Origin of the sequence: Pseudoalteromonas umbrosa (genome assembly GCF_030125375.1) — a bacterium.
Lineage (GTDB): Bacteria > Pseudomonadota > Gammaproteobacteria > Enterobacterales > Alteromonadaceae > Pseudoalteromonas > Pseudoalteromonas umbrosa.
Window position 1 is genome coordinate 1,018,017 of sequence record NZ_JASJUU010000001.1, and the last position, 16,683, is coordinate 1,034,699.

The window sequence follows — 16,683 nt, forward strand, 5'->3', positions numbered from 1 at the left end:
TAATTAGAGATCGAATTAAAAGAAACATAAAAAGATTAAAGAAATAGGACTCAAAGATACAAAAAACGATATAGTTTGAAATTTATCTCTATATTTGCCATGATAAAAAGCAATAAAACATTAGAGCTCTAATCAAAAAGCTCAGTGAAATTAGTTCAGGTAAAATGAGAAAAAATTCGATGGATGTAGATAGCATATTGGAATTTAATACAGTTAACAGGCTCACGTCCGCCAACTTGATCAATTCCACTCTAAAAGAACACACTATAGACTCAATTGAGCAAGAAACGCATAAACACTGTAATACTAAAATTAGCTATATCATTAACGAATCTCAGTTTGGCCTGTTTTCAAATAAAGATTATCAAATAGAAGCAGCCGTCCCTAGCTATTGTGGTTCACATGACGCTTTATATATCGCAAAATACTTTGATATGACAAGAGCACAAGAAGTAGGTAAGTTAGAGCACGATTCTGTTTTGGATGTGATTACATCAGCGCCCAATGAACATGATGTGATACCGTCGGGTTTGTCTATCATTCGACTCGCTCAACAAAATGATGCAATGGATATCGCTAAATTACAATTTAGTACCAACTGCCATTATACAGCCTTTAATCAAGGCGAACGGGCGATTATTGACGATATGCAACAAGGCAATGATTACCTTGTGTTTGAATTTTTAGATAATATAGTCGCGTACGTGAGGGTAACGTATCTCTCCCATGGCAATGTAGCCAATATTTCAAACGTAGTCATTGCTGATCATCTAGATACGCTAGATGTAAAACGAGACCTAATCACTCTAACAAAGTCTCATTTAAAATCGTTAGGTATCGTTTTGCTTCAGTCAAATTGTTTGTCAGACAATTACGATAGAAACAAAGTACTCCACCAGGCAGGGTTCAATTTTTCTGGACGGCTAATAAACCAAAGATATCAACACGGCGAGCTAGTATCAGTCAATGTGTGGTCAACACCAATTACTTAAAAATCCTCGAAAATTATCTACAAGATAAGTCAGCTATGAGACTTTAAGACCCTCAGATAATCAATGGGCTAACCAGATCGCATTAGCTCATTGATTGAGTTTGTCTCACTCACCAGATTTGTTTGTGACAACGAGCCAAATAGCATGAATCATTCCCGGGAGGCCACCAAGTAGAGTCAACACAATATTGATAAAAAAGTGTAGACTGAAGCCAACTTGCAAAAATGCACCAATAGGTGGAAGAAAAATTGCAAAAATTAAGTTTAAGATACTTACATTACTTGAGCTCATATTCACTCTCTACCTTATTAAACCAAAGTTAAATCCTGCTAAACTAGATGCTAGCTTACTGAGTATTCTTAAAAACCACTAATAGCCAATTTAGAAACAAATCACGTTGATCATGTATGCTAAAAAATGTGCTACTGCACAAAAGATAGCTGATAAACCGGAAACTACTAACTAATCGAAATCTATTTTTAACTTTTAAATAACAATAGGAGTTAAGTTAAGGCACTTGCAAAAGTTTTCTGAAATACACAAACCAAAATTAATGACTTAATAAACTAATCCGAAGTGCTGTTCTAAGTGAAAAAAGCTATAAAACCGAAAGGTTCAAAAGGAGAGAAATTGGCTGCATATACATCGAAACATGTCTATTAAAGTTGTCAGCTTAAAACTGTTGCAATCGCCTCCTAAAAAGCGTACGGATAAAACTCTTTCGAGAACCAACCAAAAGCATGTATGAAGCTAAAAGCTAACCTCAAAGAAATAATAAACTATAAGCTTCATATAGAGAAAAGGACTTCACCGGTGTTTAGAAATTTAATTATAGCTAAGCCTGCAAGGCAGATTAGAAACCCTATAATTCTTGCCTTAATACCTGTTACTTTACTCTTTGTCGACTTAATGAACTTCATATTTTCGCCGCCATTCGTGATGCCAGATTGTATAGTAAGCTCACCTTTTAGTATGCAATTTAAACCCAAAGCAATTAATACTAACCCAAAAAAGTCATCTGCTGTGAAACTCATAAATTTACCCCGATTATATTAGCAGACGTTCATGATACAATCAGAGACATATATCAAGCAATACAGCCCCCTCTTTTTATTTCACATTGTGGCGAACCAAAAACTCGGCCATCTGATATAACGCAGTTTCATTGTGAAAGTAGCGAATACTCAACTTGCTTGGCTTAGGCAATGGCATCTTGTTCCACTAAAATTCTCTGCCATAGATAGAGATAGCAGAACTACCTATTCTAGGTTTATCCCACGAAAAGATTGCAATCTTTTGCTTATTTTAAGCATCAACAATGGGTAGATAAAAACTATTTTCGGTACTGTCCTTATCTCCATTGCCGTGAACAAAAATGACGATAGGATCAGATTCTGAATGCAACTTGGGTTTGTAGAGTCGAGCGGATAATTGGTTATCGAATGAATCAAATGTATGTGTTGTGCACGGATTTTCGCTGAGGTCTAATTTATTGTTACAGGCAGATAATACAGATACAAAGGTACACGCAAATAAAAGGCTGACAAATTTATTCTGAAGCATGACTGATAGTTTCCTTAACTGATAAAGTCAATGAAACTATAAATGCATTTTATGTGAGAAACTGTGAGTAGTCGTAATAATGAATAAAGTTCTTAATCGGCTATTGTAAGCTTAATACGCTTTTCTTTTGCCTACTTTTGGTAATGCTTGATACGGCACAGTAATTAAAGCACATAACTAGCCTCAGCTATGTGCTTATCAGCATCTTAGCTGTTTGAATTACCATGCAGGAAAATGCCGTATATTTGATAAGAATTAGAGTCAACGGCAACTGTAATTTTAAGATTACCTGCGCCACCAAATGTGCTCTTTTCTGATAAGGTCACTGTATAATTTAGCACGTAAACCGTAGTGCTACCTTGTTGACCCGAAAGCTCAGCGAAACTATATGTACCCTGCTCTATTTTATCGAACACTCTAACTAGTTTAGAGAACTCTTCATCCATTTTTTCTTTCGATATTTGTGACTTCGCAACTGGACCAAACATGTTGTATAAAGCATCAAAATCTTGCGCATTAAAGTGCTCTATGAAGGTATTTAAAATATCTTCTCTAACTTGCTCAGTAATAAACGATGGAAGTTCATGTTTAGATGCTTCCTCATAAGGCTTAACATCAACGGCTGTCACTGAGTTTTTTGTACCAAACCATATCGTTGCGATTAGGTTGGCAATTAACAACAAAATTATAACTTTACTTGAATTATTCACTTTACTTCCTTAAAGGCTTCAGAGCAGGTTCCCCAAAGAGAATATTGTCACTTTAATAGCTAATTACTCATGCAATTTTAGCAAGGATGTATTTATTTAAAAAGAGCTAATACTTATCCAATCCTTTCAACCACTCAAGCAACCACAGTTGCTATGCTTAGCAGAACGCTACCCACCAGTTATTGGTGTTTAATCCGACTCAATGCAACGGGTGTGATCCCTAAATACTTAGCAATATCATTTTGAGTAAGCATCTTTACTAACTCTGGTTGGTCATAGCATAAATTCTTATACCGCTCAGAAGCAGACAAGGTGAGAAGCTCATACTCTCTGCGCTCTTTTTTGAGTGATAAAGACAATAGGATTTGGATAAACTCTTGAGAGATAGATATGGACTTTTTGCTTAACGCTAGTAATTCGTTAAAAGGCACTTGTATTAGTTCACAGGACGCTAAAGCTTCTAAACTAAAAGTGCTTGGCACATTGCAATGTGCTGCGTTTAGACTACCAATAATGGTACCAGCTTGAATAAATGATTTAATGGTTTCTTTACCTTCGGCTGTGATGTAGAAAGCCTTTAATAACCCGCTTTTTACCAAGTACACATAGTCACACAATTCCCCTTGAGCGAAGACTTGCTGCCCTTTTTCAATCTCAAGGGGAATACCATTTTTCGTTATGTAACTTTGTAATTCCATTTTGCATCCTTTATTTTCTTGTACGAAACAATAAGCAACTGAGATCTCGTCAATTTTAATTATCAATGAGTAATCTAGAGTGCGCTCTAATTGAAGCAGCTTTAATTTAAATTATTCCGTGATTTTTAACATAGGTTAATGCCCCGCAAAAAGACGCCCTTTAAAGTATCAATCAGATTCACCACTGGAGATACAAACGTGAACTTAGTGAATAAAGTAATCGTGATAACAGGCGGAACGTCCGGCATTGGCCGTCAAATTGTCGAGCAACTACAAGCCCAAAATGCCATTATTGTCGTTGCAAGAAACAGTCAACGACTTGATGAGCTCAAAAAGAGATATAAAAACGTCACATGTTTTCCTGCTGACCTTTCTGATCCCAAAAGTTATCAACCGCTGTCAGAGCGCATAAAATCTGAATTCCCCCGCGTTGATGTATTAATTAATAACGCGGCCATACAAAACGAGCCACTTTTTACAGGTCCTGATTTCGAATACGAGGAAATTGCAAGGGAAATCAATGTGAACTTTACTGCTGTATGTTCACTCTCCTATTTACTGCTCCCTGCGCTTAATGCTAGTGAAGCTCAGTCTGTTATTTTAAATATCAACTCTGGGCTGTCTTTTGTCGCTAAAAAAAGTGCTAGCGTTTATTGTGCCTCTAAAGCAGCAGTCAACCTTTTTTCACAAAGTTTAAGCTACCAATTAGAGCACACAAATATCAAGGTGCTACAAGCATTTATTCCTTTAGTAGATACCCCTATGACCCTAGGCAGAGGCGATAATAAAATGTCAGCCGAGTGCGCTGCCAAGTCAATTATTAAGGGGTTAATTCAACAAAAACCTCAGCATGATATTGGCAAAATCAAGGTTTTACGGATTTTAAATACCCTGACACCCAATCTAGCTAAACGCCTCTTGAAAGGATCTTAATGACCATGTGCAAACTATATAAATCAATCATTTTTGGAGTACTGCTGATGACTACTGAAGCCGCAATTGCTACGAGCGTAAAGGTTAAAATTAACGGCATAGATACAGGGCGACCGGGACAAATCATGGTGATGTTGTTTGAAGATAATGGCTTTCCTGTCAAACACAAACAAGCATTGCAAACTCAGTTTCACAGTCCTGAAAATGAATCGCTAACCGTCGAATTTACAACTGGTAAAGCAGAGTTTGCAATCAAAGTACTACATGATGAAGACAACTCACAAACAACCTCTAAAAACTGGACTGGTCTCATTCCATCTGAAGGGCTTGGTTTTTCTAATGGTGCCAGAATTAGTTGGCGCGGGCCTCCCAAGTTTAAAGACGCAAAACTCTCATTGGCTGATATTAACAAGCCAATTTCAGTCACCATAAACTACCCATAACCTCTAACGACGGAACTGTTTTGTATGAAATCACTTTTAAAAATGATGCTGATATTATTTTGCTTTTTCGCATCGACCTTTATTGTTCTCAAAATAAGCGGTGTCCTCAGTATGGATGACATCAAAACTTGGCTTAAGGCAGCAAAAGAGCTAAATGCATACTTAGTCGCACTCATTGTAATTGGACTACTATTTTTAGATTTATTTATCGCGGTGCCGACACTCACGCTTATTTTATTAGCTGGATTTTTTCTTGGACCCTATGTAGGCGGGCTCAGTGGTATCGTTGGTCTGATGCTCGCTGGCACAGCAGGTTATGCCATTAGCTATAGGTTTGGCAATAAGCTGTTTGATACACTTGTTAAAGACCCAAACGAGAGAGCCAGTGCCATCGCACTATTTCAAAAGCGAGGTCCGGTAGTGATCTTACTTTCTAGAGCGACACCAATACTACCTGAGATTTCAGCATGTATGGCAGGGATGACCAAAATGCCGTTTAAGGGATTCATTATTTATTGGATGATAAGCACTATACCCTACGCGTGTATTGCAGCGTATGCAGGTTCAATCAGTACATTAGAAAACCCCAAGCCTGCTATTTATGCAGCGATTGGTTTAACTGGATTTTTCTGGGTATGTTGGTGGTTATTCAATAAGCAAACACGCAAAGTTAAAGCGACAGCGTCACACACTTAAAAGAAGGCTGGCAAACTCAATTTCGCCAGCCAAAGCTGTTAAGCTTGAGTGCCAAATATTTTATCGCCGGCATCACCTAGGCCTGGCACTATATAACCATTTTCGTTCAAATGACTATCTAGTGCAGCTGTGTAAACGTCCACATCAGGGTGCGCTTTTTCGACCGCTTCAACACCTTCAGGTGCTGCAACCAATACAATGGCTGTAATATTTTTACAGCCAGATTTTTTAAGTAAGTCAATTGTCGCGATGAGTGAACCGCCCGTAGCCAGCATTGGATCGACAACCAAAGCCCGTCTAGATTCTAAGTTACCCACTAATTTCTCAAAATATGATACTGGCTCCAGTGTTTCTTCGTTTCTCTGTAATCCGACAACACTGATTTTTGCTGCAGGTAACAACTGCATCACACCATCTAACATGCCAAGGCCAGCTCTTAAAATCGGCACGAGTGTGATTTTTTTGCCTTTAATTTCTTGCACGTCTAAGTCTTCACCAGTCCAACTTTTTATCGTCGTTGTCTCTGTAGGTAAATCTCTTGTCGCTTCGTAAGTAAGCAAGTTGCCAACTTCCGACACCAGCTCACGAAATTTTTTGGTTGAAATACCATGCTCTCGCAATAAGCCTATTTTGTGTTGTAATAACGGGTGTTCAACAACATGTAGTGCCATAACTTGCCTCTGTAAAAATTATAATTCAGTAAAAAATGTTTTTGGTTCGTGACGAACTGGTTTAGTACATTGAATTGTCGGTGTACCTAGATAAAGATAGCCAACAATTTCATCTTTCTCGTCTAAGCCAAGTTCGCGTTTAACTGCTGGGCTTTGCGCAAAGTAGCCAGTTCTCCAAACACCAGATAGGTGCTGTGCAAATGCAGCTTGCTGCATAGCAAAACAAGCGCAAGCTGCACTTTCAATTTGCTCAACACGTGGCACTTTTGGGTGTTCTTGATAAGGAGAAATAGCAATGATCATCATAGGTGCGCGATGTGGAAGGTCTTTAGCACGGGACACTGTGCGCTCGTTTTGCTCTTCTTCAACCGCTGCTTTGTAGTATATTTCACCTAATTTATCTCTTGCATCTTCATTGACAACGATAAACTTCCATGGTGCTAAGCCACCGTGATCTGGCACTTTTAACGCGGCTTTTTTAATGATTTCTAGTTGCGACTCAGTCGGGCCAGGAAAGGATAAATTACTGTCAGATTGACGTGTCATCAAAAGCTCGATGGCATCCATATATAATTCCTTAATGATAAACAAACACTTACTATTTTAACGTGAAGTGTTAGGGAAAGTTTAGCACTTTCCCTAATATTTTTATGTCCTTGAGCTGAGTAGCTTAGCTATCCAGTAATCCAAACTGAATAAACGCCCGCCACCTGTGAAGAATAAGCTTAAAAACATCGCAAAATAAATCGCAGCGAACTCAATACCATTATTTAGAATCACGATATTACCCTTTTCGTACAGGAATTCTGGAAACCCATGGGTGCTGACAATAGACTTAATCCTATCTAGTCGGTCTGCCACTTCTAAGCTATTTTCAAGACTTGCTTTTGCTGTGTCACTTCCAAGCCAAGCAAATACCTGCGCAGCACTGGTATCAGGGTTTGCTGGCGCAACCGAAAACCAACCATTATGCCAATGGACTTGTGTAGCAGCGACAAACATAGTCACCATTAATGGTATAGACACCAATCTAGTGAGTAACCCAATTAGAATTAACCAGCCACCTAAAAACTCCGTCCAGCCTGCTAGAAATGCCAATAATTCTGGAAATGGTAACCCTAACCCCCAGTCTGGATTACCAAACCAAGCAACCACGTTTTCATCTGCTAACATGCTTTCGAAAAAGCCTGCTTCTTCTTTCGCTAAATTGAGTTTGTTATAGCCCGCGATAATCATGACTGGCGCAACAATCAACCTTAAAATAAGTGGGGCTAGACCACTTAAGATATCTGCTTTTGCGATACTTGTTTGATAAATGGATTGGATTTTATTAATCATATAACGATTTACACCTTTGATTGTATTCATACAGTGTAGACCGAAGCGCGGCAACTTTTATTGCAGGGTAAAAAAAACGGCACCCTTGTGCCGTTTTGTTTTTTATCGTTTATATCTTTCTTGCGACTTGCAATGCTTCGTAAATAGCCCGCTTTGCATCAATGGCACTGGCAAGCAAAGCTCCACCGATCACGTGATGATTATTTGGTAAGTTTTCTTTTTCAAAATCGGACTCATTTGAAGTTTGACCAATACAAGCAATCACTGTATCCACATCAAGTGTTTGCTCTTTACCATCAATACGTACAACTAGGCCGTTATTTGAAAAAGAAACATATTCGCAGCCTGCTATCTGTTCAACTTGGTGGTGCTTAGCCACAGCTCTATGGATCCAACCTGTGGTCTTACCTAAGCCTGAGCCAAAGCGACCCGCACTGCGTTTAAGCATATATATTTTTCGTTGCTCAGTTGATGGAACGACAGACTGTTCAATACCCCACTGGCCTTTGAAATCTTCAATAGACTGGTTTTCAGGCTCAGTTAAAAATGCGACCATATCGAAACCAATGCCACCAGCCCCTAGAATCGCGATTTTACTGCCGAGCTCAACTTCTTTACGAATAACCTCATCATATGCCAAAACACGTTTTCCATCACTACATTCGATTTTTGACAAACGCGGACTTACCCCTGTTGCAAAAACAATATCGTCATAATCAGCATCCATTTTATTGTTATAAGGCTTACCTAGCTCCATTTTTACGCCGAGTCGTGTCACTTCGTTTAAAAAATATTTAAGCGCTAACTTAAAATCTTCTTTGCCGGGGATACGCATTGCGAGATTAAATTGGCCGCCAGCATGCTCATTTTTATCTATCAATGTAACTTTATGACCTTTTTTAGCCAAATAGCAGCTAACTGATAATCCAGCAGGTCCCGCACCAACAACTAAGACATCTTTAGGGCTTGAGGTTTGCTCAAGGGGATAATCTAATTCAAAACCAGCTTGAGGGTTCACTAAGCAAGTTGCTCGCTTACCTTTAAAAACATGGTCTAAACACCCCTGATTACATCCAATACAAATATTGATTTGCTCAGACTTATTCTGTGCGTATTTGTTAAAAAAGTCAGGATCTGCAAGCAGTGGCCTTGCCATAGAAATAAGATCGGCTTCACCTTTGTCTAGGATGTTATTAGCGAGTTCAGGTGTGTTTATACGGTTTACCGCGACAACGGGTATGTCTACGACATCTTTTAAACGCTTAGACGCTTCTCTGAATGCACCAGGGGGCACCATACTGGCAATGGTCGGCACACGGGCTTCATGCCAACCGATCCCCGTATTTAAAATATCAACACCTGCAGCTTCAAGGGCTTTGGCTTGCACCGTTACTTCTTCGCTGGTGGAGCCATTTGGCACTAAATCCATCACGGATAATCTAAACACTATAATAAATTGGTCAGACACGCGTGCCCTGACCGCTTTTACGATATCAACAGCCAGCCGCATACGGTTCTCGAGTGTACCGCCATATTCATCTTTACGGTGGTTGGTATGTGGTGCCATAAACTCGTTGATTAGATATCCTTCTGAGCCCATGATTTCTACACCATCGTATCCCGCTTTTTCAGCCATATAAGCTGATTTCGCAAAATCTTTAATCGTGCTTTTGATCATGCCTAGCGACATGGACTTTGGTGTATATGGGTTTATAGGCGCTTTAATTTTACTCGGTCCAACATTGAATGGATGGTATGCATAGCGCCCAGCATGCAAAAGTTGTAGGCAAATTTTACCTTGGTGCCGATGAACTGCTTCCGTGTATGCCTTATGTTTAATCACGTCATAGCGGGAATTAAAAGACGACGCGATGGGAGTAAGTTTGCCACGAATATTAGGGCTATATCCGCCCGTTATGATTAGGCCTACACCGCCTTTTGCTCTTTCCTCGTAAAAAGCGCGCAGCCTTTTTCGATTGTGCCATCCTTCTTCAAGTCCTGTGTGCATTGAACCCATGACCAAGCGGTTACGTAGCTCAGAATTATTAAGTTTTAGTTTTTGTTCTAACATTGCTCGCCCCAATGTAACTGGTCTTACCTGTGAACATTAACCAATTTATAGATTTTGGCAAGTAAAAAGCAAAAATTTATTACTTAAAAGTAGATAAATTTATAATAATTCCACAAATTTGCGACTAAAGTGAGCGAAGTAATACTTCGTTACGTTTTAAAAGTAACACTGAGCGAACAACTAAGTTATGATATTAATGAGAGCATTTCGGTACTTAAACCAGAGGAAAAACATTGAAGCTGATCGCAAAACTATTTAAAGGTATATGGCATGCGTTGAACTTCTCACGCAGGCTAATTGTAAACTTGGTATTTGTTGTACTTATCATAGGTATTGTCGCTGCCATGATGTCTTCAGAAGAGGAAGTCCTCATACCTCAAGATAGCGTTTTACGTTTGAACCTGTCAGGTAAGTTAGTAGAGCAACTAACGTACGTTGACCCTGTCGACGCGGCACTGGATGATGCATTCGGCCCCAGTGACAAACCAATGGAAGTACTGGTGGATGACGTAATTAAAGTCATTAACAAAGCAACCCATGATGACCGCATCAAAGCGATTCATTTGGATCTTAAAAGTTTACATCAAGGACACTTAGACAAATTAAGAGATATTACGGTGGCACTTGACGCATTCAAGGCGCAAGGAAAACCTGTTTATGCTCATGGTCCCTATTTTACGCAAACGCAATACTATTTAGCAGCAGCTGCAGACGAAATCTCTATACACCCATATGGTGGCGTAAGCATTAAAGGATTCGGCACTTACCCAATGTATTTCAAAGATGCGTTAGATAAGTTACATGTTACTCAGCACATCTTCCGTGTTGGAACCTACAAATCAGCAGTTGAACCATTTATCAGAAATGATATGTCTGATGCTGCTAAAGAAGCGAATAAGCTATGGTTAAATAGTCTATGGGAACAATACAAAAATGACGTAACTGCTCGTCGACCATTTAACGTAGATAATTTTGATGAGACTTTAACGCAACTTAGTGAAAAAATGTCCTCTGTATCAGGTGACTCTGCACAATTCGCAATAAAATATGGCTGGGTAGACTCACTCAAAACAGACCAGCAATTTAATGAAAAAATGGTAGCCTTAGTCGGTACAAATGCAAAAGGAAATAAATACAAACAAGTCAAATACAAAGAGTACTTAGCATCAATATCTGGCTTCTCCACTCAACCTAGTCCATTCACTGACAAAGTAGCAGTAGTTGTAGCCAAAGGACAAATAGTCGACGGTAAACGTAAAGCCGGTGTGATCGGTGGTGAGTCTACGGCAGCATTACTTAGAAAAGCGCGACTTGATGATAGTGTCAAAGCGGTTGTACTACGCATTGATTCAGGTGGCGGAAGTATGTTTGCATCAGAGCAGATACGAGATGAAGTATTAGCAATAAAAGAAGCAGGTAAACCACTCGTTGCTTCTATGGGATCAGTTGCTGCATCCGGTGGTTATTGGATTGCTGCATCAGCCAACGAGATTTGGGCATCACCTTCAACCATTACGGGATCAATCGGTATTTTCGGCACTATATTTACCTTTGAGAATTCATTAAAAGAGCTTGGTGTTTACTCTGACGGTGTAGCAACGACTGAACTTAGGTCTTCTTCTATTTCGCGTGGTATCGACCCTCAATATGCAGATATCATACAAATGGGCGTTGACGATGCTTATGATAAGTTTTTGTCGATGATTTCTGAAGCTAGAAACCTAAACAAGGAAAAAGTAGATGAAATTGCACAAGGCCGAGTTTGGCTCGCCCCTCAAGCCTTGGAGTTTGGGTTGATAGATAAGCTTGGTACAAAAGGTGATGCCATTGAATCTGCCGCTGCACTTGCAAGCTTAGAGCATTATGAAGTGTTCACGGTTGAGCAAACTCTCAGTGAAAAAGAATTATTAATGCAACAAATTTTTGGTGCTGAAATAGTGCAATCCCTATTACCAAGTGCGTCACAAACGGATACTTTCCAAAGAATAACGCACCAAAGTATCAATCAGCTGATAAATAAAGTACAACAAAGTGCGAATATGATTGAACTATATAACGACCCAAACAGTATATATAGTCTGTGTACTATGTGTGATGTGTCGCAATAGTTCATAGTTACAAGGTTAATGAATAAACTGCAATGTGATGCTGCAGTTGGTATACTAAGCCCAGACTCAAATCTGGGCTTTTTTATGAAAAGAAAAAAAATCTACATTGCCTATACCGGCGGTACCATAGGGATGAAACAATCAAGCAAAGGCTATGTACCTGTTGCTGGTTATCTCACTGAGACTGTAAAAAATAACGCTGAATTCACACGTGAAGAAATGCCGTTATTTGATATTCATGAATATTGTCCGCTCATTGACTCTTCGGACATGTCACCTCTGCACTGGCAATTAATCGCTGAAGATATTCAATCTAAATATGATGATTATGATGGGTTTGTGGTATTACATGGGACTGATACTATGGCATACACAGCATCAGCCCTGTCCTTCATGTTTGAAAATCTGACAAAACCAGTAATCGTCACAGGCTCTCAAATTCCATTATCTCAGCTTAGGTCTGATGGGCAAGTTAACTTATTGAACGCCATGTATCTTGCCGCAAACTATCCTATCGCTGAAGTTAGTTTGTTTTTCAATAATAAATTGTTTAGAGGAAACCGTGCACTTAAAGCACATGCTGATGGGTTCGATGCTTTTGCATCTCCTAACCTAGCACCGCTTGCACAAGTAGGGATCAATATTCAACTTCAAGAAGGCAAGTTAAGCCCTTACGTTGATCAAGACTTAGATGTAACTTCTATTCAATCTCAGCCAATAGCGGTACTACACCTCTATCCAGGTATCAACGCTGCTATGGTTGAAAATGTCCTGTCGTCAGATGTTAAAGCACTAATTTTACTTAGCTTTGGCGTAGGTAACGCCCCACAGCAAGATGATATTTTAAAGACCCTAAAGAGTGCTTCTGAGCGTGGAGTAGTAATTGTAAACTTAACTCAATGTATACAAGGTCAAGTGAATATGGGGGGCTATGCAACAGGTAATGCATTGTTAAACTGTGGTGTGATCAGCGGCTACGATATGACACTAGAAGCGTGTTTAACAAAGCTGCATTACTTATTTAGCCAAGAGTTGGAGTTAGAAACAATTCGTCACTTAATGCAGGATAACTTGCGCGGTGAACTAACAAGATAATTATGCTTAATTGTTTAAACGATTAAGAAAGGCCACATACTGTGGCCTTTTCTGATAGTTAACGTACCTTTTCAGGTAAATCGACTAAATCAGTTAAATGAGAAGTCTCACCACTGTGTGTTTTGATGCCGTGCTCACCAAAGTAGTCACGCTGAGCTTGAACTAAATGACCATTGCTAGGTGTGCTCAGCGTTGCAATATAAGTTTGTGTCGAAGCGAGTACAGGGAAAGCTAATCCAGTCTGAATTGCTTGGCCCGTAATACTTCTAAGTGCATGCGCTTCTGCTTCAAGTGTATCGATGAAATCAACACCTTTAGCGATATCATCAAGGTAATCTGCACGAATGATACAACCAGCACGCCATGTTTGTAATGTCTTAGCAAGGTCAACTTTCCACTGATGTGAACGTGATGCACCTTTAATTAACGCAAGGCCCTGACGGTAGCAAAGCAAGCTAGCAAAATAAAATGCTGATTTAAGTTCATCTAAATCGATATCAATTTTTTTGGTTTCTTTCGCTTGGTACGTCATCTCTTTCGCTGCAAGCGTACTGATAGTATTTGTTAAGTGACGCGCCTGTACCGCAGCAACCAGTGAAGGCACCGCAATACCCAGCTCTAGCGCATTTTGCGCAGTCCAAAGGCCAGTGCCCTTCGCCCCTACTTTATTATCAATTAAATCAACCAAAGGTGTTTGGTTACCGTCTTCTAGACTTAAGATATGGCGAGAGATCGATAATAAATAACTGTTCAACTCACCTTCTGACCAAGATTCAAAAATCTCAGCGACTTCCTTAGGTGAACGACCTGTACCGATGCGAAGCAAATGATAAACTTCGGCGATTAATTGCATTAGCGCATATTCAATGCCGTTGTGAACCATTTTCACAAAGTGCCCACTCGCAGACTGACCTACACGGGCAAAACATGACTCGCCATTGTAGCTGGCTGCAACTTTTTCAAACCAAGGAACTAAACGCTCCCAGCCGCCCTCTGAGCCACTGGCCATCATAGCTGGGCCATGTCTTGCGCCTTCTGCACCACCTGAGATCCCCATGGTGGCAAACTCAAATTTGTTCTGGTATTTAAGTTTACGAGCAATACCGTCTTTGTAGTTACTGTTTCCGCAATCAACAATAATATCGCCTTTTGACACGCCGGCTTCAATCAATTCATTGCATACTGAGTCTACAAGCTCGCCTGCAGGTACTAATAATAGTACCGAGCGAGGAGGCTCTAGTCTTCTAACCATATCACCGAGATCCGATACGATATGGAGACGCTCTTCTACACCCAAAGACTGCGCACAACTAATTAATTCAGCACCTGCGTCTGGGTTTTTATCATAGGCGACTAATGTCATACCTTTCTCTATTAAGTTCAGTGCAAGGTTTTTGCCCATTACACCTAAACCAACTAATGCAACTTGCATTAAGTTTCCTCCTCGGTAACAACCACACTTAAATTCGTCTACACGATGTCCGGTACATTATACCTGAGCATTCAACAATATTCTGCTCGGGCCACCTTAAGTATCAAACAATTTGAAGTTTAGTACTTTTTTAGTCATCTCGTGTTTTAGCACAAGCAAAAGTTTGCTCTACACACAGGCTAAACACATTATCAGTCAGAGTGTTAAAGATAATCTTCTTTCACTCTAAGATTGACGACTACTGACACCGGTGTCATAATCACGTCATACAGATCATATAATTTAATTTGTGTATGAAAAAGGGTTAAGTGGCAAAACTTTACAGAAAAGCGTAATTATCTGAGAATATTTGCTTAATTAAGGTTTAAAAGTCCATTATTTAACCACTTTGAATTGAGAAGATGTTAGCAAGAGCAGCCTACAGGAGAATCTGATGCTTAGACGCACTAAAATAGTTGCCACACTGGGACCAGCTACAGATAGAGATAATAATTTAGAAAAAATCATTCGCGCAGGTGCTAATGTAGTACGACTAAACTTTTCCCATGGTGTAGCGCAAGATCACAAAAACAGAGCAGACGCTGTTCGTGAAATAGCTAAACGACTAGATAAGCATGTTTCAATCCTTGCAGATTTACAGGGACCAAAAATTCGCGTTTCGACTTTTGCTGAAGGTAAAGTAAACCTAGAAGTGGGCGCTAAATTCACTCTAGATGCAGAGCTTGGCCTTGGCGAAGGCACTGTTGAAGCTGTGGGCATTGACTATAAAGAGTTACCACAAGACGTAAATACAGGTGATCTTCTATTATTGAATGATGGTTTAATTCAGTTAACAGTCAATGAAGTCGTCGATAAAAAAGTAATTTGTACCGTAACCGTTGGTGGCATCTTGTCAAACAACAAGGGCATTAATAGATTGGGTGGCGGTTTAACAGCTCCCGCCTTTACAGATAAAGACAAAGAAGACTTAATCACTGCCACAGAAATTGGCGTAGACTACATTGCAGTTTCTTTCCCTCGTAGCGGTGATGACATGCGTTATGTAAGAAGCCTTGCTGAAAAAGCGGGTTCTAACGCTCAGTTACTTGCTAAAATCGAACGTGCAGAAGCTGTTGAAACAGTTGAAGCAATTGACGATATTGTATTAGCGTCAGATGCAGTGATGGTTGCGCGTGGTGACTTAGGTGTTGAAATTGGCGATGCAGCGCTTGTTGGTAAACAAAAACAAATTATCAGCCGCGCACGTTCTTTAAATAGAACCGTAGTCACAGCGACACAAATGATGGAGTCAATGATTGACAACCCAATGCCAACTCGTGCTGAAGTAATGGATGTTGCAAACGCAGTTTTAGACGGCACAGATGCAGTTATGCTTTCGGCTGAGACAGCGGCTGGCGACTATCCAGAGGAAACTGTAGCGACAATGGCTCGCGTATGTTTGGGGGCAGAATCTCAACCTGAGACTCATATTTCTAAACACAGACTAGATAGTATGTTTTCAGATACATCGGAGACTTTAGCTCTATCAGCAATGTACGCAGCGAACCACTTAGATTCAGTTAAGGCAATTGTCGCATTAACTGAATCTGGCAACACTTCTAAACTGATGTCAAGGATCAGCTCTGGATTGCCTATTTACTCTCTATCTCGCCACGCCACTACACTGGGTCAAACAGCACTATATCGCGGTGTTTACCCAGTGTACTTTGATTCAACAAGTTGCACAGCTGACTCGCTTGTTAATGATGCGCTAAATACGCTTGTTGAAAGTGGCTCTTTAGAAAAAGGCGATACCGTTATTCTTACTCACGGTGACTTAATGGAAACTATTGGTGCTACCAATACGTTGAAAATCGTCACTGTTTAATCGTTACGATTACTGATACATACTTAAGCCCGACTTAATTAGTTGGGCTTTTTTGTATCAGACGTT

Annotated in this window: 16 protein-coding genes; 7 read left to right on the top strand and 9 right to left on the bottom strand. The window is 39.9% G+C overall.

Annotated features, from left to right (window positions below):
* Window positions 1-164 precede the first annotated feature (164 nt).
* Window positions 165-992 (top strand): hypothetical protein, encoded by an 828-nt coding sequence (locus tag QNM16_RS04430; RefSeq protein WP_284019377.1) that lies wholly within the window; start codon window positions 165-167, stop codon window positions 990-992.
* A 105-nt stretch (window positions 993-1,097) separates the two neighbouring features.
* On the opposite strand, the gene QNM16_RS04435 is transcribed toward QNM16_RS04430, so the two are convergent.
* The 4 genes from QNM16_RS04435 to QNM16_RS04450 all read right to left on the bottom strand — a co-directional run bounded on the left by QNM16_RS04435 (window position 1,098) and on the right by QNM16_RS04450 (window position 3,963).
* Window positions 1,098-1,283 (bottom strand): YqaE/Pmp3 family membrane protein, encoded by a 186-nt coding sequence (locus tag QNM16_RS04435; RefSeq protein WP_063360053.1) that lies wholly within the window; start codon window positions 1,281-1,283, stop codon window positions 1,098-1,100.
* 1,014 nt (window positions 1,284-2,297) lie between these two features.
* Window positions 2,298-2,555, bottom strand: a complete 258-nt coding sequence (locus QNM16_RS04440) for a hypothetical protein (protein ID WP_284019378.1) — start codon at window positions 2,553-2,555, stop codon at window positions 2,298-2,300.
* Window positions 2,556-2,761: 206 nt separating this feature from the next.
* Window positions 2,762-3,265, bottom strand: a complete 504-nt coding sequence (locus QNM16_RS04445; RefSeq protein WP_284019379.1) for a DUF3887 domain-containing protein — start codon at window positions 3,263-3,265, stop codon at window positions 2,762-2,764.
* A 179-nt stretch (window positions 3,266-3,444) separates the two neighbouring features.
* On the bottom strand, window positions 3,445-3,963 hold the full coding sequence (locus QNM16_RS04450; protein ID WP_284019380.1) for a Crp/Fnr family transcriptional regulator: 519 nt from the start codon (window positions 3,961-3,963) through the stop codon (window positions 3,445-3,447).
* A 198-nt stretch (window positions 3,964-4,161) separates the two neighbouring features.
* On the opposite strand from QNM16_RS04450, the gene QNM16_RS04455 reads away from it, so the two are divergent.
* The 3 genes from QNM16_RS04455 (at window position 4,162) to QNM16_RS04465 (ending at window position 6,035) form a co-directional block, all read left to right on the top strand.
* Window positions 4,162-4,896, top strand: coding sequence for an SDR family oxidoreductase (locus tag QNM16_RS04455; protein ID WP_284019381.1), 735 nt, complete (start codon window positions 4,162-4,164; stop codon window positions 4,894-4,896).
* 47 nt (window positions 4,897-4,943) lie between these two features.
* Window positions 4,944-5,339, top strand: coding sequence for a DUF2141 domain-containing protein (locus QNM16_RS04460; RefSeq protein WP_284019382.1), 396 nt, complete (start codon window positions 4,944-4,946; stop codon window positions 5,337-5,339).
* Between the two features lie 111 nt (window positions 5,340-5,450).
* Window positions 5,451-6,035, top strand: a complete 585-nt coding sequence (locus QNM16_RS04465) for a TVP38/TMEM64 family protein (protein ID WP_284019383.1) — start codon at window positions 5,451-5,453, stop codon at window positions 6,033-6,035.
* 38 nt (window positions 6,036-6,073) lie between these two features.
* Here QNM16_RS04465 and upp read toward each other — a convergent pair whose 3' ends face one another.
* The 4 genes from upp to QNM16_RS04485 form a co-directional block, all read right to left on the bottom strand.
* Window positions 6,074-6,706 carry a uracil phosphoribosyltransferase gene (gene upp / locus QNM16_RS04470; RefSeq protein WP_063360063.1) on the bottom strand — a complete coding sequence of 211 codons (633 nt, stop codon included), beginning with the start codon at window positions 6,704-6,706 and terminating at the stop codon, window positions 6,074-6,076.
* Window positions 6,707-6,724: 18 nt separating this feature from the next.
* The gene (locus QNM16_RS04475; RefSeq protein ID WP_284019384.1) at window positions 6,725-7,273 is read right to left on the bottom strand and encodes an NAD(P)H nitroreductase; all 549 of its coding nucleotides are present in this window, start codon (window positions 7,271-7,273) and stop codon (window positions 6,725-6,727) included.
* A gap of 81 nt (window positions 7,274-7,354) precedes the next feature.
* On the bottom strand, window positions 7,355-8,044 hold the full coding sequence (locus QNM16_RS04480) for an HvfX family Cu-binding RiPP maturation protein (RefSeq protein ID WP_284019385.1): 690 nt from the start codon (window positions 8,042-8,044) through the stop codon (window positions 7,355-7,357).
* A 109-nt stretch (window positions 8,045-8,153) separates the two neighbouring features.
* Window positions 8,154-10,115, bottom strand: a complete 1,962-nt coding sequence (locus QNM16_RS04485) for an FAD-dependent oxidoreductase (RefSeq protein ID WP_284019386.1) — start codon at window positions 10,113-10,115, stop codon at window positions 8,154-8,156.
* 239 nt (window positions 10,116-10,354) lie between these two features.
* Here QNM16_RS04485 and sppA point away from each other — a divergent pair, with 239 nt between their 5' ends.
* Together sppA and ansA are read left to right on the top strand one after the other, a co-directional pair.
* Window positions 10,355-12,223, top strand: coding sequence for a signal peptide peptidase SppA (gene sppA / locus QNM16_RS04490; RefSeq protein WP_284019890.1), 1,869 nt, complete (start codon window positions 10,355-10,357; stop codon window positions 12,221-12,223).
* An 84-nt stretch (window positions 12,224-12,307) separates the two neighbouring features.
* Entirely contained in the window at window positions 12,308-13,318 is a 1,011-nt protein-coding gene (gene ansA / locus QNM16_RS04495; protein WP_284019387.1) for an asparaginase, read from the top strand.
* A gap of 58 nt (window positions 13,319-13,376) precedes the next feature.
* Here the strand turns inward: ansA and gndA are convergent, their stop codons facing one another.
* Window positions 13,377-14,750 carry an NADP-dependent phosphogluconate dehydrogenase gene (gene gndA / locus QNM16_RS04500; protein WP_284019388.1) on the bottom strand — a complete coding sequence of 458 codons (1,374 nt, stop codon included), beginning with the start codon at window positions 14,748-14,750 and terminating at the stop codon, window positions 13,377-13,379.
* A 433-nt stretch (window positions 14,751-15,183) separates the two neighbouring features.
* Between gndA and pyk the strand changes: the two genes are divergently transcribed.
* Complete coding sequence (pyk, locus tag QNM16_RS04505) at window positions 15,184-16,617, top strand: pyruvate kinase (RefSeq protein WP_284019389.1); 1,434 nt, start codon at window positions 15,184-15,186, stop codon at window positions 16,615-16,617.
* Window positions 16,618-16,683: the final 66 nt, after the last annotated feature.